19 protein-coding genes are annotated in these 20,109 nt (G+C 69.6%); 4 read left to right on the plus strand and 15 right to left on the minus strand.

What is annotated here, in order from left to right; all coding sequences use genetic code 11:
* Positions 1-106: 106 nt before the first annotated feature.
* A complete protein-coding gene (locus BWR60_RS10845) occupies positions 107-1,027 on the plus strand; it encodes an ABC transporter permease (protein ID WP_088151038.1) in 921 nt (306 codons plus the stop codon).
* A gap of 1 nt (position 1,028) precedes the next feature.
* Entirely contained in the window at positions 1,029-1,823 is a 795-nt protein-coding gene (locus tag BWR60_RS10850; protein ID WP_088151039.1) for an ABC transporter ATP-binding protein, read from the plus strand.
* A 17-nt stretch (positions 1,824-1,840) separates the two neighbouring features.
* Here BWR60_RS10850 and BWR60_RS10855 read toward each other — a convergent pair whose 3' ends face one another.
* The 5 genes from BWR60_RS10855 to BWR60_RS10875 all read right to left on the minus strand — a co-directional run bounded on the left by BWR60_RS10855 (position 1,841) and on the right by BWR60_RS10875 (position 7,461).
* On the minus strand, positions 1,841-2,617 hold the full coding sequence (locus tag BWR60_RS10855; protein ID WP_088151040.1) for an adenylate/guanylate cyclase domain-containing protein: 777 nt from the start codon (positions 2,615-2,617) through the stop codon (positions 1,841-1,843).
* A 195-nt stretch (positions 2,618-2,812) separates the two neighbouring features.
* Positions 2,813-3,718 carry a fructokinase gene (gene mak, locus BWR60_RS10860; RefSeq protein WP_088151041.1) on the minus strand — a complete coding sequence of 302 codons (906 nt, stop codon included), beginning with the start codon at positions 3,716-3,718 and terminating at the stop codon, positions 2,813-2,815.
* Positions 3,719-3,821: 103 nt separating this feature from the next.
* Positions 3,822-4,310 (minus strand): translation initiation factor IF-3, encoded by a 489-nt coding sequence (infC, locus tag BWR60_RS10865; protein ID WP_230983017.1) that lies wholly within the window; start codon positions 4,308-4,310, stop codon positions 3,822-3,824.
* A gap of 40 nt (positions 4,311-4,350) precedes the next feature.
* The gene (gene thrS / locus BWR60_RS10870; RefSeq protein WP_088151042.1) at positions 4,351-6,366 is read right to left on the minus strand and encodes a threonine--tRNA ligase; all 2,016 of its coding nucleotides are present in this window, start codon (positions 6,364-6,366) and stop codon (positions 4,351-4,353) included.
* Between the two features lie 87 nt (positions 6,367-6,453).
* The gene (locus BWR60_RS10875; protein ID WP_088151043.1) at positions 6,454-7,461 is read right to left on the minus strand and encodes a lysophospholipid acyltransferase family protein; all 1,008 of its coding nucleotides are present in this window, start codon (positions 7,459-7,461) and stop codon (positions 6,454-6,456) included.
* A 193-nt stretch (positions 7,462-7,654) separates the two neighbouring features.
* Between BWR60_RS10875 and BWR60_RS10880 the strand changes: the two genes are divergently transcribed.
* Together BWR60_RS10880 and BWR60_RS10885 are read left to right on the plus strand one after the other, a co-directional pair.
* Positions 7,655-8,377 (plus strand): glycosyltransferase, encoded by a 723-nt coding sequence (locus tag BWR60_RS10880; protein WP_218823441.1) that lies wholly within the window; start codon positions 7,655-7,657, stop codon positions 8,375-8,377.
* 166 nt (positions 8,378-8,543) lie between these two features.
* Entirely contained in the window at positions 8,544-9,557 is a 1,014-nt protein-coding gene (locus BWR60_RS10885; protein ID WP_179221715.1) for a mitochondrial fission ELM1 family protein, read from the plus strand.
* Here the strand turns inward: BWR60_RS10885 and BWR60_RS10890 are convergent, their stop codons facing one another.
* From BWR60_RS10890 to BWR60_RS10935, 10 genes are all read right to left on the minus strand, one after another.
* The gene (locus tag BWR60_RS10890) at positions 9,558-10,466 is read right to left on the minus strand and encodes a hypothetical protein (RefSeq protein ID WP_088151046.1); all 909 of its coding nucleotides are present in this window, start codon (positions 10,464-10,466) and stop codon (positions 9,558-9,560) included.
* Between the two features lie 17 nt (positions 10,467-10,483).
* Positions 10,484-11,374 carry a hypothetical protein gene (locus BWR60_RS10895; protein WP_088151047.1) on the minus strand — a complete coding sequence of 297 codons (891 nt, stop codon included), beginning with the start codon at positions 11,372-11,374 and terminating at the stop codon, positions 10,484-10,486.
* A gap of 75 nt (positions 11,375-11,449) precedes the next feature.
* Complete coding sequence (locus BWR60_RS10900) at positions 11,450-12,421, minus strand: hypothetical protein (RefSeq protein ID WP_144445583.1); 972 nt, start codon at positions 12,419-12,421, stop codon at positions 11,450-11,452.
* Positions 12,390-13,928 carry an MBOAT family O-acyltransferase gene (locus BWR60_RS10905; protein WP_088151049.1) on the minus strand — a complete coding sequence of 513 codons (1,539 nt, stop codon included), beginning with the start codon at positions 13,926-13,928 and terminating at the stop codon, positions 12,390-12,392. Before BWR60_RS10905 ends, BWR60_RS10900 begins: the two co-directional genes overlap by 32 nt.
* Positions 13,929-14,043: 115 nt before the next feature.
* A complete protein-coding gene (locus BWR60_RS10910) occupies positions 14,044-14,931 on the minus strand; it encodes a hypothetical protein (RefSeq protein WP_088151050.1) in 888 nt (295 codons plus the stop codon).
* Positions 14,924-15,739: a hypothetical protein gene (locus tag BWR60_RS10915; protein ID WP_144445584.1), complete on the minus strand. Its 816-nt coding sequence runs from the start codon at positions 15,737-15,739 to the stop codon at positions 14,924-14,926. The genes BWR60_RS10910 and BWR60_RS10915 overlap by 8 nt, the downstream gene beginning before the upstream one ends.
* A gap of 366 nt (positions 15,740-16,105) precedes the next feature.
* Positions 16,106-17,047: a hypothetical protein gene (locus BWR60_RS10920; RefSeq protein WP_144445585.1), complete on the minus strand. Its 942-nt coding sequence runs from the start codon at positions 17,045-17,047 to the stop codon at positions 16,106-16,108.
* 105 nt (positions 17,048-17,152) lie between these two features.
* Positions 17,153-17,917, minus strand: a complete 765-nt coding sequence (locus tag BWR60_RS10925; protein WP_088151053.1) for a hypothetical protein — start codon at positions 17,915-17,917, stop codon at positions 17,153-17,155.
* 9 nt (positions 17,918-17,926) lie between these two features.
* Positions 17,927-19,126 carry a glycosyltransferase family 4 protein gene (locus tag BWR60_RS10930; protein ID WP_230983018.1) on the minus strand — a complete coding sequence of 400 codons (1,200 nt, stop codon included), beginning with the start codon at positions 19,124-19,126 and terminating at the stop codon, positions 17,927-17,929.
* A gap of 75 nt (positions 19,127-19,201) precedes the next feature.
* Entirely contained in the window at positions 19,202-19,984 is a 783-nt protein-coding gene (locus BWR60_RS10935; RefSeq protein ID WP_088151054.1) for an arginine deiminase family protein, read from the minus strand.
* Positions 19,985-20,109 lie beyond the last annotated feature (125 nt).

The following is a 20,109-nucleotide window of genomic DNA, read 5'->3' on the forward strand; positions in this document are numbered from 1 at the left end:
CTTCTCCGCCCCGACCGGGCCGACCGGACATGACAGATCCGGCCGCAGCCCGTATACCGGGGCCTTCTCGTGTTCGCGGCCTCCGGCCGCCCCGCAGGATGTGTTGATGAGTCTGATCGCCTTTCTCGGCGCGATCGAAATCGGGCTGATCTTTGCCCTCGTCGCGCTCGGGGTGTTCCTGTCCTTCCGGGTCCTGAACTTTCCCGATCTGACCGTCGACGGCAGCTTCCCGCTGGGCGCCGCCACCACCGCCACCCTGATCGTCGCCGGCATGGACCCGGTGCTGGCGACGCTGGTCGGGGTCGCGGCGGGCGCGCTGGCCGGCCTCGTCACCGCCTGGCTCAACGTCCGCTTCGGCATCCTGCACCTGCTGGCCAGCATCCTGACCATGATCGCGCTGTTCTCGATCAACCTGCGGATCATGGGCAAGCCGAACGTGGCACTGATCAACCAGGACACGGTGATCAACCTGTTCACCTGGCTGATGCCGGCGATCGAGGGCACCGGCCTGCCGGCGCGGGCGACGCTGAAGGTGGTGGTGCTGGCGATCATCGTCGTGATCGTCGGGCTGGCCCTCGGCCGCTTCCTGACCTCGGAGTTCGGCCTGGCCATGCGCGCCACCGGCGCCAATTCGCGGATGGCGCGGGCGCAGGGCATCTCGACCAAGCTGCACATCTATGTCGGCATGGCGCTGTCGAACGCGCTGGTGGCCCTGGCCGGCTCGCTGTTCGCCCAGACCGCCGGCTTCGCCGACGTGACCGTCGGCACCGGCACCATCGTGGTCGGCCTCGCCGCCGTCATCTTGGGCGAGACCATGATCCGCACCCGCAGGATCGTGGTGATGCTGGCCGCCTGCGTGCTGGGCGCCGTGATCTACCGCATCGTCATCGCCCTGGCGCTGAACACCAATTGGCTCGGGCTGCAATCCTCCGACCTCAACCTGGTGACGGCGCTGCTGGTCGGCATCGCCCTGATGCTGCCGGGCATGCGCAACCCCCTGAAATCCCTGTTCCGGCGGAGCGCCTGAGATGATCTCGGTCCAGGACGCCCACGTCACCTTCGGCCGCGGCACGCCGCTGGAGAACAAGGCCCTGCGCGGCCTCACCCTGTCCATCCCGGTCGGCGAGTTCGTCACCGTCATCGGCTCGAACGGCGCCGGCAAGTCGACCCTGCTGAACGTGCTGAGCGGCGACGCCAGCCCCGAGCGCGGTCGGGTCGAGATCGACGGCATCGACGTCACCCGCTGGCCGTCGCCCAAGCGCGCCGGCCTGGTCGCCCGCGTGTTCCAGGACCCGATGGCCGGCACCTGCGAGGGGCTGTCGATCGAGGAGAACATGGCGTTGGCCTATGCCCGCGGCCGGTCGCGCGGCTTCGCCCCGTCGATCGACGGGCCGCGCCGCGCCGTGTTCCGCGACAAGCTGGCGGTGCTGGGGTTGGGGCTGGAGAACCGGCTGGGCGATTCGATGGGCCTGCTCTCCGGCGGCCAGCGCCAGGCGGTCAGCCTGTTGATGGCGACGCTGACCGGCATGAAGATCCTGCTGCTGGACGAGCACACCGCCGCGCTCGACCCCCGTACCGCGGATTTCGTGCTGCAGCTGACCTGCCGGATCATCGAGGAGCAGAAGCTGACGTCGCTGATGGTCACCCATTCGATGCGCCATGCCCTCGACCACGGCACCCGCACGGTGATGCTGCATGAGGGCCAGGTCGCCTTCGACGTCGCCGGCGACGAGCGCAAGGGGCTGGACGTTCCCGACCTGCTGAAGCTGTTCAGCAAGGTCCGCGGCGAGCAGCTGGACGACGACAGCCTGCTACTGGCCTGAGAGGCCTCTGAAGCCGGCTACTTGCCCTCGGCGTCGAGCGGCCGGCCCCAGAGCAGACGGCGGACCAGCGGCAGCAGCGCCGCGATGCCGAGGCCCAGCGCCGGCCACTGCACCCAGAGGTCGCGGGGATTGGTCATCAGGTTGATGACCAGCAGCACGGCGACCACGACCAACGCGCCCAGGAGGCGGCGGCGCAGCTGGTCGAAGACCCCATGCCGGGACCTCGGCGCCGGGGCGGGAGCCGGCGCCATCGCCTCCACGCGATGGGCGTCCGGCCCGACCCGCAGGGCATAGACCCTGACCGGATCGGCGATGTTCTTCATCGCCTGAGGGCCGAGATCAGCGAACCCGATCTCGATCCGCCCGCGCACCTGGTCGTGGACGGCGCCGGACAGGCAGATGCCGCCGGGCTGGGCCAGCGCCTGCAACCGGGCCGCGACATTGACCCCGTCGCCCAGCAGGTCGCCGCCATTCACCACCACATCGCCGAGATTGACGCCGATGCGCAGCCGCATGCGGTCGTCCTCGGGCTGGTCGGAGGCCCAGATGCCGAGCCGGTCCTGGGCCGAGATCGCGGCCTGCACCGCGGCCAGGGCGCTGGGGAACTCGGCCAGCAGGCCGTCGCCGGCGAGGTTGAAGACGCGTCCGCCCTGCCCCTCCGTCACCGTCCGCAGGATGTCACGGGCCTGCTCCAGCCGCGCCAGCGTGCCGGTCTCGTCGCGCCCGACCAGCCGCGAATAGCCGACGACATCGGCGCAGAGGATGGCGGTCAGGCGGCGTTCCGGCTGGGACATGGGTCTCTCGCGGCGAGTCAGGGGCGGATCATACTGCACCGCGCACCTGACCGCGAGACCTCCATGAACATTTCATGAACATAAACCTAGCCGATGAACCGCCCGGCGGTGACGGAGCTGAACCCGGAGGGCGGGCTGGTCGGGACCCAGGCGACCGCCTTCGCGCCGGCGGCCCCCCGCGCGCCCCGTAGCCGGTCAGCCGGCCTCGCCCTGCCGCCACAGCCAGGCGGCGCCGCGGACGCCGCTGCTGTCGCCGTGCTTCGCCTTCAGGATCGGCGTGGCGCATTCCTGGCCGAACACGATCGGCGGCAGGCGCTTCGGCACCTCGTCATAGAGGCGCGCGACATTCGACATGCCGCCACCCAGCACGATGGCGTCCGGGTCCAGCAGGTTGATGACGTGCGCCAGGCCGCGGGTCAGCCGGCTGATGTAGCGCTCGACCGTGGCCGCGGAGTCCGGGTCGCCCGCCTCGGCCCGCTTCACCACCTCATGGGTGGAGATCTCCTGCCCGGTCACCCGGATATGGTCCTTGCCGAAGCCGGTGCCGGAGATCCAGGTCTCCAGGCAGCCCTGCTTGCCGCAATAGCAGTCCGGGCCCGGCAGCTCGTCCGGCGTGGCCCAGGGCAGCTGGTTGTGGCCCCATTCGCCGCCCAGGCCGTTGCCGCCGCGATGGGCGCGGCCGTTGACGGCGATGCCGGCGCCGGTGCCGGTGCCGATGATGACGGCGAAGACCACGCCCTTGCCGGCCGCGGCGCCGTCGGTCGCCTCCGACACCGCCAGGCAGTTGGCGTCGTTCTCGCAGCGCACCTCACGGCCCATGGCGGCGCTGAGGTCCTTGTCGAAGGGCTTGCCGATCAGCCAGGTGGAATTGGCGTTCTTCACCAGGCCGGTCTGCGGCGACAGCACGCCGGGCATGCCGACGCCGACCGTGCCGCGCTCGCCCACGGCGGACTCGACCGCGCCGACGAGGTCGCGGATCGCCTGGACCGTGCCGTCATAGCTGCGCGGCGTCGGGATGCGCTGGCGATGCAGCTCCGTCCCGGCATCATCCAAGGCGATCGCCTCGATCTTCGTGCCCCCGAGATCGATGCCGATCCGCATAGCCGCCTCCGCCCGTCTTCAGGCCCCCGAGGGCCGTCAAGTCACGAAAAAAGTCCCGCACGCTAGGCTGCAGGACCCACACAGGCATCATGCGCGCCCGCGGCTACTTCGCCGCGAGCACCATGATCATCTGCCGGCCTTCCATCTTCGGCATCTGCTCGACCTTCGACAGGTCCTGCAGCTCGTCCCGAACCTTGACCAGCACGTTCATGCCGATTTCCTGGTGCGCCAGCTCGCGCCCGCGGAAGCGCATGGTCACCTTGACCTTGTCGCCTTCCTCGAGGAAGCGCCGCGCGCTGCGCATCTTCACGTTATAGTCATTGTCGTCGATGTTCGGCCGGAGCTTGATCTCCTTGACATCGATGACCTTTTGACGCTTTCGCGCCTCGTTCTTCTTCTTCTGCGCTTCGAATTTGAACTTGCCGTAATCGAGAATCTTGCAGACCGGCGGCACGGCGTTCGGCGAGATCTCGACCAGGTCCAGCCCGGCCTGCTCGGCAGCCCAAAGCGCCTCGCGCAGCGGCACGACCCCGATCATCTCACCATCCGCGCCGACCAGCCGGACCTGTGCCGTATCGATCTCGCGGTTCACCCTCGGCCCGTCGCGGGTCGGCAGGGCATTTGCAGGTAGTCTAGCTATGGATAGCCTCCGTTAATTGCTGCGACCCCGTCTGCACCTCCCCCCTCGCGGATGTCAACGGTGATCGCGCCTCTTCCACAAGTTTATGAAGCGCCTCGCCAAGGGCAAGGACTTCCTGCGCCTCGCCGCCGAGCCGCCGCAGGGCGACGCTGCGGTTCTCGGCCTCGCGCTTTCCGACCACGAGCATGAGCGGCACCTTCGTCAGGCTGTGCTCACGCACCTTGTAGTTGATCTTCTCGTTGCGCAGGTCGATCTCGGCCCGGATGCCGGCCTGCCGCAGGGCGGCATGGACCTCCTGCGCGTAGCCGTCGGCCTCGCTGGTGATGGTGGTGACCACCGCCTGCACCGGCGCCAGCCACAGCGGCAGCTTGCCGGCATAGTTCTCGATCAGGATGGCGATGAAGCGCTCCAGCGAGCCGAGGATCGCCCGATGCAGCATCACCGGCCGGTGCCTGGCCCCGTCCTCGCCGACATAGGTGGCGTCCAGCCGCTCCGGCAGCACGGAATCGAACTGCAGCGTGCCGCACTGCCAGGTCCGGCCGATCGCGTCGGTCAGGTGGAACTCGATCTTCGGGCCGTAGAAGGCGCCCTCGCCCGGCAGTTCCTCGAACTCCAGCCCGGCCGCGACCAGCGCGTCGCGCAGCGCCTGCTCGGCGATGTCCCATTGCTGGTCCGACCCGGCCCGGACGTCGGGGCGCAGGGCCAGCTTCACCGCCACGTCGGGGAAGCCGAGGTCGCGATAGACCTCGTATTGCAGGGCGATGTAGCGCGCCGCCTCCGACACCGACTGCTCCTCGGTGCAGAAGATATGGGCATCGTCCTGGGTGAAGGCGCGCACCCGCATCAGCCCGTGCAGCGCGCCCGACGGCTCGTTGCGGTGGCAGCTGCCGAACTCCGCCATGCGGATCGGCAGGTCGCGGTAGCTGACGATGCCCTGGTTGAAGATCTGCACATGGCAGGGGCAGTTCATCGGCTTGATGCCGGCCAGGCGCTCGGGCGACCCGTCCTCCTTCTGGCCGATCGCCACCTTGAACATGTTGTCGCCATACATGTCCCAGTGGCCGGACGCCTTGAACAGGCTGGAATCGACCAGCTGCGGCGTCTTCACCTCGACATAGTCGGCGCGGGCCAGCTTCTCGCGGATGTAGTTCTCCAGCGTCCGGTACAGGGTCCAGCCCTTCGGATGCCAGAACACGCTGCCGGCCGCCTCCTCCTGCAGATGGAACAGGTCCATCTCGCGGCCCAGCTTGCGGTGGTCGCGGCGCTCCGCCTCCGCCAGTTGGTGCAGATAGGCGTCCAGCTCCTTCTGGTCGCGCCAGGCGGTGCCGTAGATCCGCTGCAGCATGGCGTTGCGGTGGTCGCCACGCCAATAGGCGCCGGCCACCTTGGTCAGCTTGAAGCCCTGCCCCACCCCGCCGGTGGTCGGCATGTGCGGACCGCGGCACAAATCCAGCCAGTCGCCCTGGCGGTAGACCGAGATGCTCTCGCTCTCCGGCAGGTCCTGGATGATCTCGGCCTTGTACTTCTCGCCCTTGGCCTTGAAGAACTCGATCGCCTCGGTCCGGTCCCACACCTCGCGGGTGAAGGCGGCGTTGCGGCCGATGATCTGGCGCATCTTCGCCTCGATCTTCTCCAGATCGTCGGGCGTGAACGGCTCGTCGCGGGCGAAGTCGTAGTAGAAGCCGTTCTCGATCGCCGGGCCGATCGTCACCTGGGTGCCGGGATACAGCTCCTGCACCGCCTCGGCCATGACATGCGCGGCGTCGTGCCGGATCAGCTCCAGCGCCTCGGGCGAGCTGCGGGTGACGATGCCGACCTTGGCGTCGCGGTCGACCAGGGTCGACAGGTCCATCAGCTTGCCGTCCAAGGTCATGGCGATCGCCGCCTTGGCCAGGCTCTTGGAGATGTCGCCGGCGATGTCGGCGCCCGTCATCGGGCGGTCGAAGCGGCGGACCGCGCCGTCGGGCAGGGTGATGGCGATGCCGCCAGGGCTCGACACCTCGGCCATTTGTCTATCCACGTTCAGTCGTCCGGAGAAGGCGAGGCACTGTAAGGGGCAGGCGAGACCTGTCAAGCGGCCCGGAGAGCAGCCGGCTCATGCCGCCTGCGACGGCGGCGCGGGCTGGCGCATCACCCGCGGCGGCTTGATCGGCCGCTTCGGCGTCAGGCGCCAGCGCTTGTGCAGCCACAGCCACTGTTCGGGCCGGGCGCGGATCCAGGCCTCGACCACGCGGTTCAGCCGGACCACCCCCTCCTCCACATCGGCCTTGCGGTCGCCGGTGCGGGGAATGTCGAGCGGCGGGTCGATCACCGCGCGGTAGCGGGCGCCGCGGGTGCGCTCCACCCGCATCGGCAGCAGCGCGCAGTTGAAATGGTAGGCCATCTCGACCGCCGCCGGCGAGGTCAGCGCGTCCTGGCCGATGAACGGCACCTTCAGCCCGCCGGTGTAGCGCTGGTCGACCATGACGCCCAGCACCCCGCCGTTGCGCAGCAGGCCGAGGGCGCGGCGCGCGTCGTTGCCGGCCATCCGCTTCTCCAGGAGGCCGGTGCCCAGCGACAGGCGCACACCGCGGACCAGGCGGTCGACCAGCCGGTTGTTCAGCGGCCGCACGAAGATGGTCAGCGGCGCGCCGTGGCGGGTGGCGACGATCGGCCCGGCCTCCCAATTGCCGAAATGGGCCAGCGCCATGATCACCGGCCGGCCGTCGGCGCGCGCGGCCTCGTAGTTCTCGATCCCGTCGACGGTGATCCGGTCGGCCCGGCGCGCCTCCCGCCGGGCGAGCGACCGCAGATGCGGATACTCGCCGAGCACCCGGCCGAGATTGTCCCACATGCCGGTGAGGATCCTGCGCCGCTCCTTCGCCGTCAGCTCCGGCATCACCAGCTGCAGGTTGCGGTCGCCGTGCCGGGTGGCGCCGATGCGCATGCCGATGGTGCGCGCCACCCAGGAGCCGATGTCCGAGGCGACGTCGATCGGCACGCAGCGCAGCACGCCATAGGCGGTGTAGGCCAGCGCCGCCTGCAGCGGATGCACGACATAGCTCCGCACCAGGCGCGGCCACGCCTTCTGCAGTCGTTTCAGTCTGTTGGGCAGTCCGCTCATCAGCAAGAAATCGGGGAATCGGGAATGGCTCTACGCGAAAATTGGGAATGTTGCCGGACAAAGGCAAGTTCAAGGCAGACCCGAGGATCAGCCATGCGCGGGAGGCCGGCCCGCCGGGCGCGGCGGCACGTCGCTTGAGCCGGACCGGACCTGCATGCTAACTCGGCGGACAAGCAACGGAAATACGCTCCCGATGGTCAACGTCATCTGCGCCAAATGGGGCCCGAAATACGGCCCCGAATACGTCAACCGGCTGAAGGCGATGGTCAGCCGCAACCTGGCGCGGCCGCACCGCTTTGTCTGCTTCACCGACGACCCGACCGGGCTCGACCCCGATGTCGAGCATTTCCCGATGCCGGTGCTGCCGGTGCCGGAGCCGCACTGCAACCTGCCCTGGCGCAAGGTGACGCTGTTCGGCCAGCCGCTGGGCGACCTCGAGGGGCCGACGCTGTTCCTCGACCTCGACATCGTCATCGTCGACAGCCTGGACCCGTTCTTCGATCATCCGGGCCGGTTCTGCGTGATCCACAACTGGACCCATCCGGACCGCCGCGTGGGCAACACCTCGGTGTACCGCTTCGACATCGGGGCGCATCAGGACGTGCTGGACAACCTGGTCGCCAACCACCGCCAGATCTTCGCCCGGTACCGCAACTCGCAGACCTATGTCTCCGACCATATCGGCGAGATCACCTGGTGGCCGGACGCCTGGTGCGTGAGCTTCAAGAAGCACTGCATGCCCGGCGGCCCCCTGGGCCTGTTCAACTGGTTCATGACCCCGCGCCGGCCGGAGGGATCCCGCATCGTGGTGTTCCACGGCGACCCGAAGCCGGAATACGCGATCAGCGGGCACTGGCCGGGACGCTGGTCGAAGCATGTGCGGCCCACCCCCTGGGTGGCCGAGCACTGGGGTTGAGAGACCGTCTGGAAACAGGCCGGCGCGGCCGTCTGATGGCGGCTTCTCCGCTTCCGGTGCTCACGCACCAAATGTGCGCTGCGCTCCGGTTCTCGAAGCCACCACCAGCCGACTCACGCCACCCCGTTTCCAAACGATCTCTCGGACCGCTCCGGCGCCTTCGGCGATGACAGACCCGGCCGACCTGTCCGCGATCCGCTGCTGGATCGTCAGCGAAAGCAAGGCCGGCACCATCGCCCAGTGCCGCGGCGTCGCCGAGAAGCTGGGCGTCGCGGCCGAGACGCGCCTGGTGCAGCGGCCGGACCCGGCGAAGTCCGGGTTGGCGCGCCGGCTGAACCGCCGCTGGACCCATATCCGCAACGTCCATCTCAACCGGATCCGGCCGCCCTGGCCGGAGCTCGCCATCTCCTGCGGCCGCCAGGCGGAGCCTGCGGTGATGGCCGCGACGCGGCGCTCCGGCGGCTCGATCTTCACGGTGCATCTGCAGGTCCCGACCGTCGGCTTCGACCGCTTCGACCTGTGCTTCGTCGGCCGGCACGACTGGCGGCCGGACTTCGACGGCCGCGACGATGTGCTGCCCATGGTCGGCGCGCCGCATCGCGTCGACGCGGCGACGGTTGCCGGCCATCGCGCCGCGGCGGAACAGCGCTTCGGCGCCCTGCCCGGCCGCCGCGCGGCGGTGATGATCGGCGGGCCCAACCCCGGCTACGGCTATTCGCCGGAGCGCATCGACGCCATCATCGCCCAGCTGCGCGGGCTGCAGGCGGAGGGGTGGAGCCTGCTGGTCACGACCTCGCGCCGGTCCGACCCCGCCGTGCTGCCGCGGCTGCAGCAGGCGCTGGCCGGCGACCGCGGCTTCGTCTGGGACCGCACCGGGGAGAGCCCCTATTTCCAGTACCTGGCGATCGCCGATGCCGTGCTGGTGACGGTGGATTCGATCACCATGACCTGCGAGGCCGCCTCGACCGGCCTGCCGGTGTTCTCGATCCCGCTGGACGAGACGCCCGGCCCCTATCTCGAGAAGTTCCACCGCTTCCATCGCGACATGCAGGAGACGCTGGGGCTCACCCGGCCCTTCGCCGGGGTGATCGAGCCCTATGCCTACACGCCGCTGGACGAGGCGGGCCGCATCGCCGGCATCATCCGCGACCGTCTCGCCGCCCGGCCGCGGCGTCCCTAATCAGACCTTCCAACGGGCCACGCGGCGGCGCCAGCGCCGGCGCGCATGGTCCAGTTGCTCGCGCAGCATGCCGCGCGGCGTCACCGCCGCCGGCAGGGTGAAGGGTTCGGCGATCGCCACCGGCACCCGGTCGTGCGGCAGGTCGAGCAGCCGGGCGAAAGGCTCGCCGGTCGCGATCTCCTCCGCCGTCCACTGGCACCAGGCCAGCCGCTCGAACACCGGCTCCCGCTCCGGGTAGGCCGGACGGTCGACATCGGTGCCGCGCCGGCACAGCTCGTGGCAGATCAGGGTCGGGCCGCAATAGAAGGCCGGCACTCCGGCGATCAGCCCCTTCACCGCCGCAGTGCTGGTCCAGGTCACGGTGCACCAGGCTTCGCGCAGCTGGTCGTCGAGCGGCACCGTGGTCTTGCGCGTGCGCCGCAGCACCGGGCGCCGGGTCGGCAGCGTCAGGCTGTGGTCCCAGCCTTCGGGCATCCGCCGGGCGTCCTGGTCGGCACCCTTCAGTTTCTGGCCGATGACCAGGACATGGCGGCCGTCCCGGTTCCAATCCTGCAGAGGCACATCCCAGCCGCGCCAGCGTTCCGGTCCGTCCTGCGGGAAGCGCCCCTCCCCGTTCCAGCCATCGAGCGCCACCTGGAAGAAGCGCCGCGGGCCGATCGGCGACAGCCAGCCATTCTCCATCACGATCGCGCGGCCACCGGCCGCCTTGATCGTGCGCAGCGCCGCCAGGCGGTCGGTGCCCAGGAACGGCGACCAGCAGATCAGAACGTCGTCCGGCCCCGCATCCCGGTCGGGCATGCCGATCGTGACCGGGCCGAGCCGGCGCGCGCCGGCAGCCACCTCGTCATAGGGCTTGACGTTGGCCTGCCCGGGAGACGGCGGGTCGCCGAGGACGATGAAGATGCGCATGCGGGCTGCCCCCCGGCTCAGGACATGCCGAGCCGCCGGCGGACCGGATGGTCCCCGGGCAGGCGGAGGGCGAGGTCGCGGATCCGGCCGAGCAGCGTGTATTGCGGGCGGACCGCGTCGGGGTCCGGCAGCGTCACCGGGGTGACGTCATGCGGCAGGTCGAGCAGCCTCGCCAGCGGTTCGCCCGTTGCGATCTCGGCGGCGCTCCACTGGCACCAGGCCAGGCGCTCGAACACCGGCTGGCGGTCGGGGGTGATCGGCGCCTCGACATCCAGCCCGGGCCTGGACAGCTCCGGGCACAGCGTGTTGGGGCCGCAATGGAAGGCCGGGATGCCGGCGACCAGCCCCTGGATCGCGGCCGTGCTGGTCCAGGTCACGGTGCACCAGGCGCCGCGCAGATCGTCCGCCAGCGGGCGCGCCGCCCCCGGCATCCGGCGCAGCACCGGCCGCCGGGTCGGCAGCCGCAGGCTCTGCGCCCATCCCGGCGGCATGCGCCGGGCATCGCCGATCGACTGCGCTTTCTGCCCCAGGACCAGGACATGCCCACCCTGCCGCTGCCAGTCCTGCAGCGGCACACCCCAGGATGCCCAGCGCGACGGCCCTCCCTCGGGGAAGCGGCCGGTGCCGTTCCAGCCGTCGAGCGCGAACTGGAAGTGGCGGACACCGCCCGGCGGCGACAGCCAGCCATTCTCCAGGATCACCGCCCGGCCGCCGGCCGCCCGCACGTCGCGATACGCCGCCCAGCGCTTGGACAGCCGGAAGGGCGACCAGGTGACCAGCACGTCGCCGGGCCCGAACCGCTCCGGCAGCTCCGTCGCGGTCGGCCCGAAGCGTTCGCAGGCGGCGATGCATTCCCGCCACGGCTTGCGGTCGCCCTGGGGCAGATAGACGAAGAAGCGAGGCGTCACGCCGACTTTACCGGATTGTCATATTGGACCGTCCGGTATCCGACAACTCGCCCGCCGGGGCAAGCCCGGCGGCGCTCAGGTGCCCGGTCCGGACACGGGGCGGCGGCGGAGCCCGACATCGGTGCGCTCGATCGCCGCCATGATCAGCGCCCGATGGATCTCGCTGTATTGCGGCCGGCGCGACGGGATCACATGGTCCTCGGAATCGCCGACATCGAAGCGTGGCATGCAGACGGGCGTTCCGGCCACCGGGATCAGCCCGGCCTCACGCGCCACCTCGGCGACCGCCGCGGCGTAGCCCCGGGACTCCTTGCATTGCGGGTTCAGATACGGGCCGCTGGCATAGAGGCAGGTCAGGCCTTGGCCGCGGCAGAAATCGCCGATGCGGCGCAGCGATGCGGCGGCGTCCCGGCGCACCGCGCGTGGCTCATAGGTCCGCGGGTAGAGCGGGCCGCCGAAGCGGGCCGGGTTCTGCGGCACATAGTCGAGCCGGACGATGGCGGGGTCGATGGCCCCTCCCGTCGCCGCGGCCTGCAGCATGCCGGCCGGGATATCCCAGGTGGCGAGCGAGGACAGCATCTCCTGCGGCGGCACGTCAGCGAGGTCGCCCAGAGTCTCCGCCGTATACAGCGCGCCGGGCCAGGACGGCTTGCGGCGCATCATGTCCAGCGTCTGCATCACCACGACGACGCGCGGCCGGGTCTCGCGCACCGCGCGCCGCAGCATGTTCAGCGTGCCCTCGAAGCCATAGGTGCCGACCAGCGGCACCGACACGACCGAAAGGCCGAGCCGCCGGCTCCAGTCCCGCGCGTCGATCGAATTCCCGAGCGAGCTGTCGCCGACCAGCAGGATGTCGACCTGGGAGATGTCGTCGATCTTGTCGATCTGGTACCGCAGCAGTTCGGATTCCCGCCATTCCGACAGGCCGCGCTGCATGCCCCACAGGGACAGCGCGCAGATCACGGCCACCAGCGCCAGGGCGGCCGCGGCGCCGGTCAGCAGGTAGCGCCGGGCGTCAGAAGCGGAAATAGATGAATTCGGAGACATCGTTCAGCTTCAGGATGCAAGCGGCGAGCAGGAGACCGATGGCGGCCGCGGCGACCGGATGGGGCCGCCAGGCCGCGCCCAGGCGGCCGAGCGCCGGCGGCTCGACCCCGTCGGCATAGCCGCGGGTCGGCAGGCCGACGCCGTAGCGCCGGAACAACGTCTGGACATTGGGCAGGCAGAGACATGCCAGCAGCCCGGCGACCCCGGCGCCCAGCGACAGCCAGACATTCCAGGCGATGCCGGGGCGCAGCGCGCCGAGGATCATCTCCAGCGTCGCCGAGGGGGCATAGTCCAGGGCCGGCATGTGCAGCTCCCCGGCGAGGCCGAACAGGCCGGCATAGATGCGGCCGGCGGTGGCGATGTCGGCGGCGCGGAAGGGCACCCAGGCCAGGATCACCGTCGCGGTGGTCAGGAGCCAGGCCAGGGCGGCCGGCAGCGGCAGGTGGAACCGGCTGGCGCGCCAGGCCTGGCAGGCGACGATCAGCCCGCCGTGCAGCGCCCCCCACAGGATGAAGGTGAAGCCGGCGCCGTGCCAGATCCCGCCCAGCAGCATGGTGGTGAAGACGTTGAGATAGCGCCGCGCCGGGCCGTGCCGGTTGCCGCCGAGGGGGATGTAGAGATAGTCGCGCAGGAAGCGCGACAGGGTGATGTGCCAGCGCCGCCAGAACTCGATGATCGACAGCGACCGGTAGGGCGAGGCGAAGTTGATCGGCATCTGGATGCCGAACATCCGGCCGAGGCCGATCGCCATGTCGGAATAGGCCGAGAAGTCGAAATAGATCTGCAGCGCATAGGCCACCGCCGCCGCCCAGGCGTCGAGCAGCCCGGGCTGCGCGCCCTGCGCCGCGGCATTGAACACCGGCGAGGCGATCAGGGCGAAGCTGTCGGCGACCAGCACCTTCTTGGCCAGGCCGATGGTGAAGATCGACAGGCCGAGGGCCAGGTCGCCGATCCGGGCCGTCCTGGCCCCGCTGGCGAATTGCGGGATCAGCTCGCGGTGATGGACGATCGGGCCGGCGATCAGATGCGGGAAGAAGACGACGAACAGCGCGTAACGCGGCAGCGGCCAGGGCTCGCCCTCGCCGCGGGCCACGTCGACCAGATAGGCGATCTGCTGGAAAGTGTAGAAGGAGATGCCGATCGGCAGGGCGATATGGATCGCCATCGCCGGCCAGCCCAGCATGTCCGCCGCCGTCTGGGTGACGAAGCCGGTGTATTTGAACACGAACAGGAACAGCAGGTTGCCGGCCACGGCCAGCCGCATCCAGCGTCGCCCGGGCGGCGTCAGGCGGTGGCGGTGGATCACCCCGGCAAGATGGTGATTGAGGACGATCGCCGCGACCAGCAGCAGCAACTCGAACCGCGCCGAGGCTCCATAGAACACCAGCGAGGCGGCCAGCAGGGCAGCAATGGCCCAGGAAACCCCGGCAAACCGACGCGCCACCGTCCACAGCGCATAGGTCAGCGGCAGGAAGAGAAGAATGAAGACGTATGAATTGAACAACATGGACGGCAGGAAACCTCGAAGGGCCCTGGCTCATCCAATGCTCGGCGAGACGGGCGGCCTGATAACGCACAGATGGGATGATTGATCCGCCGGGACCGGCGGAATGGCAAGCCCCCTACCCGATCAGGCGCTGCGCCAGGCCGGCCAGCGGACCGCGGCCGGCCATGGCGGCCCGCATCCGCCCGGCCATGGTCCAGGCCGACGGCACCGGATCCGGGTCCAGCAGCAGCTCGGGCCGGCCGTCATGCGGCAGCGACAGCAGCCGCGCGAAAGGCTCGCCGGACCGGATCTCCTCCTCGGTCCACTGCATCCAGGCATAGCGCTGGAACACCGGCTCGCGGTCCGGATAGATCGGGTTGTCGACGTCGAGGCCGCGCCGCATCAGCTCGCCGCAATTGATGTGCGGCCCGCAATAGAAGGCCGGGACGCCGCGGATCAGCGACTTGATCGCGACCGTGCTGGTCCAGGTCAGGGTCGCGAAGGCCTCGTCGAGCTGGCGCTCCAGCGGCGCCTCGGTGAAGCGCGTCCGCCGCACCACCCTGCGGCCGGTCTGCGGCGCGACGCTCTGCGCCCAGCCGGGCGGCATGGCGCGGGGGTCGAGATTGATTCCCTTCGGCCGCTGCTCGACCACCAGGATGCTCTCGCCGTCGCGGCGCCAGTCGCGCAGCGGCACGCCCCAGGCCTGCCAGCGGCTGGCGTCGCCGGCCGGGAAGTCGCCGGTGCCGTTCCAGCCATGCAGCGCCAGCTGGAAGTACTTCCGCCCCTGGATCGGGGACAGCCAGCCATTCTCGCCGATGATGGCCCGCCCGCCCACCGCCCGGATCTGGCGGTAGATGTCGCTGCGGAAGGTGCCGCGGAACGGCGCCCAGAGGATGGCGATGTCGTCCGGCTCGAATCGGGTCGGCGTGCTCATATGGACGGTGCCGAGGCGCGCCGCGCCCTCGGCGAGCGCCGCCCCGGGCTTGCCGATCGAGACGCCCCAGAAGACAAAAATTCTAGCCATTCGTGCCGTCGCCGCGGGCCTCGGCATAGATGGCGTGGCTCTGCTCGAGGTTCAGCGCATAGGTCGCCTCGAGCGCCGAGGTCGCGCGGGAGAAGACGACTCCCTCCTTCAGCGCCCCCTTCGCCGACCAGATGAAGCTGTCGTCGCCGAACGCGACATCGACGACGCCGGCCGGCATGTGCTGCCACCGGATCCGCCGCTTCAGCCGACGGCGGATGACGTAGAGATAGTAGATCACCGGCTGGTCGACATGGTCGGTGGGCCGCATGTGCAGCGCCCGCCAGATGGCGTTCGCCAGCTTCTCGCAGAAACCCAGCGACGCCTTGGAATGGCTGACGCCGACAGCGCCGGCCATCACCCGCCGCCAGACCCTGCGCTCGCCGAGCCGGAAATGCAGCGTCACGTCGGCCCGCTCGATCATCCTGAACACCTCGTCCAGCGGCCGGCGGACGATGCCGTCGATGTCGACGCAGAGGATCGGGGCCTTGCAGGCCAGCAGCAGGTGATGCAGGACCAGGAACCGCGCCGCCGAAAAATAGACCGGCCCGGGGAGCGAAAGCCGGCGGTACGACTCATCCTCCCAGGTGAACGACAATCTCACATGGTCGAGGGACCGGCGCATGCGGTCGATGTGATCGAGCGTCTCCTGGCAGGGCCCATACAGATGGATGTGGATGTGGAGCGGTTCGGCCAGCTTCTCGGCGGACAGCAGGAAGCTCGACGCGAATTTCTTGTAGTAGCCGTCGTCACAACCGCAGAACAGAACTCCCGGCGTCCCCATGTCCGGCGTATTGCCACGAATGCTCAAGCGATAATTCTTGACGGCGGACTTTGCCCGGGTGTCAGCCAAATTCTCTAGAAGAACAGAGTAGGACAGCCGTCTCAAGAACCATCGGGACAATCTCTTGAGTGAATGACCGCTCATGACGTCTTGCCCGGAACCCATTTTCTTTGGCGCAGCTCGGCGATTGTCTGTCATCTCCCGCTGCTGGTCGACCACTCACCGGCAGGTTAGCGGCATGAGAAATACCACACTGTGCCCGGCATCACATCCGCTTTGCGGCTTCCGGCCTTTCAGGGGCCGGACCACCCAGATGTGGCGGAGCAGCAGGGCAATATCATGGCACAGCCGCGGCTGCTCGCGGCATGATCGCGGCAGCCTGCGGATCCGGGATCAGCCGGATTCGTGCCAGTACGTCTCCCGCCGCTCTAGCACCAGATCGGCAACCCGGCTGCGGCCTTCCTCCTTCCGTCCGCCCTTGAGGTGATCCATGAATCTCCCGAGGCGGGAGTTGATCAGGACATGCGGCACCTTGAGGCCGAGCCCGCCGGCGATGTCGTAGGATCGATGGCCCCGGCGCTCGGTCTGCTTGCGGACGATGTCGAACAGGTAGGAATCGTGGAATTCGTATTCGCGGAACATCTCGTCGCGGGTGTAGAGCCGCTCGAACTCCGCCAGCATTCCCCGTGTCGCCGGATGTTTCAGATTGTAAGCGACGAAGCCGCATTCCGAATGAATCCGGCGGCGCAGATAGCCGACGAAGCAGTCGGCCGGGACGAAGCCCTCGATCTCCTCCCACCCGACATCGGCGAAAAAGCGGGTATCGGCGTCGATCCAGATCAGCACGTCCGCATCCGCCATCGCGGCGGCGTGGAAGATGGCGAAGCTCTTATGCGCGAATCGCACCGCGTTCCAGCGATAGCCTTCGCCCCAGCGCTTCTCGCCGAGCTTGAAGCGCATCTTCGCCAGGTCGTAGCTCAGCCGGAAGCGCGGACGCCGCGTCAGCCCATGGGCCAGCGGATTGTCGGCGTGACGGCGCTTGAACGCCGCCAGCTCAGGCGAGCTGTCGATCAGATCGCGGGCGACGATCCGGCCCTCGGGAAGCCGGGGCTCGAAGCCTTCGCAATACAGCAGAAGCGGCACCTCGGCCGGCCAATGCCGATCGAAGCTCTCGACCATGCGCCGCCCATAGGCTTCATATCCTGCAGCGCTGCAGGTCGTGACCACGGCGAACCGACGCGCGGGCCCGGCTGGACGAAAATCCATGCTTTTGTTCTGAACCTCTCCCCGACCGGGGCGGAGCATAGCGGGTTCATGAAGCGTCAGCGATTCCAATCTTGCGGCCGGTTTCTTTCGGGCCCAAGTCGAGATGCGTGGCAATTCAGTATAGCCACCATCATCGCAGCCGATGGCCCGCGCCGCATCGCCAAGAACGGCGTCCTACCGCCGGGGCCGCCCCCCGTCACGCGACGGCCGCGGTGTCGCCAGCACCGCGTCGTAGCCGGCCCGCTCCAGCCCCATAACGGCGCCGCCGCGGCCGACATTGCGCAGGATCCGGCCATCCGCCTCGAAGGCCTGGCGCAGCACGCCGAACTCCCGCGCATAGATCTCGTCCTCGGGGCGGGCATACTGATTCGTTTCGGTCTGCCCGGCCGCGTAGAAATAGGTGGTGTCCTGGGAGTAATCGAGATCGACGCCGAGGATGTAGGCCTCGGCGAACCCCATGTACCAGGCGATCTGGGCGGCGAACAGGATCACCGTCGAATCATTGCCCAACCCCTGCCAGGGGTGACGCCGGAAGCCCTGCTTGCGCAGGCCGCCGCGATAGCTGGGGAATGTCACGACGCGCTCGGCCGGCGGCCGGAACTCCGGCTTCGCGGCGATGGTGTCGCGCACCAGATAGGTCCCGACCGGCAGGGTCGAGACATCGGCCTTGATCCGGTCCCAGCCGCGCAGGTCGCTGAGCACATAATAGGGAATCGGCGCCGGCAGCCCCCGCTCCAGGGCCTTGTAGCCCTTCTTGACCACGAAGAACTGCTCGCCGGCCAGCTTCGACAGGTCGAAATCGAGCAGCGACGGCGCGTTGCCGAGCAGGAAGCAGCGCTCGCCGCGATGGCGGTCCTTCAGCGCCATGATCCGGCGCGTGCGGCCCGGCGCGGCCAAAGCCCCGGCCAGGGCATAGCTCTTGGCAAGCAGCGGCAGCATCCGGATCCCCTAGCCCGCCGGCGTGCCCAGCAGTTCCCGGTACACCACCAGGGTCGAGCCGGTCATCGCCTCCTTGGTGTAATGCGCCGCGACCGTGGCGATCGCGCGCTCCGCCATCCATTCCCGCGCCTCGGGCGTCAGCGACAGCGCCCGGTCGATGGCGGCGGCCAGCGCGTCGGCATCGCCCGGCGGCACCAGCCAGCCGGTCTCGCCCTCGGCCACCACCTCGGGCGGGGCGCCGATATCGGTGGCGATCACCGGCCGCCCCAGCGCCATCGCCTCCACCACCACCCGGCCGAAGCCCTCGGGATCGGTCGAGGCATGCACCACCACATCGGACAGCATGTAGGCGGCCGGCATGTCGTCGCAGTGATCGACCAGATGCACCACCCCGGCCAGCCCCTTGGCCGCGATCCGGTCGATCAGCTCCTGCCGGTAGCCGCTGCGGCCCTGGTCGCTGCCGACGATCAGGCAACACAGATCCTGCCGGCCGAGCCGGGCCAGGGCGTCGATCACCACGGTCTGGCCCTTCCAGCGGGTCAGGCGCCCGGGCATCAGCACCACCGGCCGGTCGTCCGGAACGCGCCAGGCGCGGGCCAGCGCGATCATCCGCTCGGCCGAGACCGCCTCGATCGCGAATTGCCGCAGGTCGACGCCGCGCGGGATGGTGCGGACCCGCGCCGGGTCGGCGCCGCAGCCGTCGATGATATAGCGAGCGACATAGTCTGAGATGGCGATCACCCGGTCGCCGCGCCCCATGATCGAGTTGTACAGCCGCTTGGCAGCATTGTGCTGGTTGTAGGGCGCATGCACGGTGGTGACGAAGGGGATGCCGGCGCGCCGGCAGGCGGCATGCGCGCTCCAGGCCGGGGCGCGGCTGCGGGCGTGTACCAGGTCGATGCTGCGGTCGCGGATCAGCGCCTCGAGCCGGCGCGCATTGCGCCACATCGTGACCGGGTTCTTGCCGGCGAGCGGCAGGGTGACGTGCTCCGCGCCGGTCCGCGCCAGGTCGCGCAGCATGGCGCCCCCGGCCGAGGCGACCAACGCCTTGCCGCCCGCCGCCTCGATCGCCGCGGCGACATCGACGCAGCCGCGCTCCGCCCCGCCGGTGCCGAGGGCCGGCAGCACCTGCAGGATGGTGCGTCCGCGCAGATCGACCAAGTCGATGGGCAGCGCGTCGGTCTCGGGCGGCAGAGGATGCGTGGTCACGAGCAGCGAGTGTACCGGACGGATCGGGGCGCGCACCCTACATCAGCGGCCGGGTGCGCGCCATCGCCCGGATGGTCAGGCAGGGTTGCCCCAGCGCAGCGACATGCAGGACAGCCCGGCATCGAGCTTGCCGGTCTCCGCGACCTGCAGCGGCACGACCCGATAGCCGAGCCGGTCGAGCGCCTCGGCGGTGCGGGGAAAGGCGGCACCGACCAGGACGACGTCGTTGACCCGCAGCGCATTGGCCGCCGCCTCCTCCCCCTCCGGCACCCGCACCACGCGCATGCCGGGGAAGAAGCCGGCCAGGGCCTCGGTAGCCAGCACCGATTCGCTGTCGAGCAGCGAGCAGGCGGTCTTGAAATGCAGCACACCGGGCGGCGGCGTCACGATCTCCGCCTTGCGGCCGAGCTCGGCCAGGAGCGCCGCCAGCGCGCCGGCGCCACGGGCGTCGGTGCGGGCGGACAGGCCGATCATCACGGCGCGCGGCGTCACCAGCACGTCGCCGCCCTCGGCGAATCCGGCCTCCATCGCCAGCACCCGCCCGAAGCGCGCGGCCAGGGCGGGGGCGAGCTCCGCCGCCTCGCCCAGTCGCGACGGCGCCCCGGGGCGCAGCAGGATGGCGCCTTCGGGGAAGGTCAGCGCCGGATCCTCGAGGAAGACGGAATCGGGGAAACCCTCCAGCGGCGGCAGCACCTCGACCGCCACGCCCGCCTGCTCCAGCGCCGCGACATAGGCGGCGTGCTCGGCCCGGAACCGGGCCATGTCCGGCGCACCCCGGTCGACGGCGCGCAACCCGTCCACGGCGGACGCGGCGGGCTGGCGCGCCAAGGCGCGATCGAACCGGAACACCTCGGCCATTCTCGTCTCCGCTCCCTGTCTTCTGCGGTGCCGAGTCTATCCCGCGGCCTGGCCGCCGGCCATGCCGGAAGCGACGTACGAAGCCGCATACAACTCCGCTTGCCGACCCCGACCCTCATCGCTAT

This window comes from Inquilinus limosus, from assembly GCF_002195995.1.
Classification (GTDB): Bacteria; Pseudomonadota; Alphaproteobacteria; order DSM-16000; family Inquilinaceae; genus Inquilinus; species Inquilinus limosus_C.

Excerpts from the sequence above, each read along its gene's own strand:
- BWR60_RS10910 (WP_088151050.1), bottom strand. The coding sequence starts at position 14,931 with ATGGCTAGAATTTTTGTCTTCTGGGGCGTCTCGATCGGCAAGCCCGGG.
- BWR60_RS10925 (WP_088151053.1), bottom strand. The coding sequence starts at position 17,917 with ATGCTGCCGCTGCTTGCCAAGAGCTATGCCCTGGCCGGGGCTTTGGCC.
- thrS (WP_088151042.1), bottom strand. The coding sequence starts at position 6,366 with ATGGCCGAGGTGTCGAGCCCTGGCGGCATCGCCATCACCCTGCCCGAC.
- BWR60_RS10885 (WP_179221715.1), top strand. The coding sequence starts at position 8,544 with ATGACAGACCCGGCCGACCTGTCCGCGATCCGCTGCTGGATCGTCAGC.
- BWR60_RS10855 (WP_088151040.1), bottom strand. The coding sequence starts at position 2,617 with ATGTCCCAGCCGGAACGCCGCCTGACCGCCATCCTCTGCGCCGATGTC.
- BWR60_RS10845 (WP_088151038.1), top strand. The coding sequence starts at position 107 with ATGAGTCTGATCGCCTTTCTCGGCGCGATCGAAATCGGGCTGATCTTT.
- BWR60_RS10875 (WP_088151043.1), bottom strand. The coding sequence starts at position 7,461 with ATGAGCGGACTGCCCAACAGACTGAAACGACTGCAGAAGGCGTGGCCG.
- BWR60_RS10905 (WP_088151049.1), bottom strand. The coding sequence starts at position 13,928 with ATGTTGTTCAATTCATACGTCTTCATTCTTCTCTTCCTGCCGCTGACC.
- mak (WP_088151041.1), bottom strand. The coding sequence starts at position 3,718 with ATGCGGATCGGCATCGATCTCGGGGGCACGAAGATCGAGGCGATCGCC.
- BWR60_RS10850 (WP_088151039.1), top strand. The coding sequence starts at position 1,029 with ATGATCTCGGTCCAGGACGCCCACGTCACCTTCGGCCGCGGCACGCCG.
- BWR60_RS10935 (WP_088151054.1), bottom strand. The coding sequence starts at position 19,984 with ATGGCCGAGGTGTTCCGGTTCGATCGCGCCTTGGCGCGCCAGCCCGCC.
- BWR60_RS10900 (WP_144445583.1), bottom strand. The coding sequence starts at position 12,421 with ATGTCTCCGAATTCATCTATTTCCGCTTCTGACGCCCGGCGCTACCTG.
- BWR60_RS10890 (WP_088151046.1), bottom strand. The coding sequence starts at position 10,466 with ATGCGCATCTTCATCGTCCTCGGCGACCCGCCGTCTCCCGGGCAGGCC.
- BWR60_RS10880 (WP_218823441.1), top strand. The coding sequence starts at position 7,655 with ATGGTCAACGTCATCTGCGCCAAATGGGGCCCGAAATACGGCCCCGAA.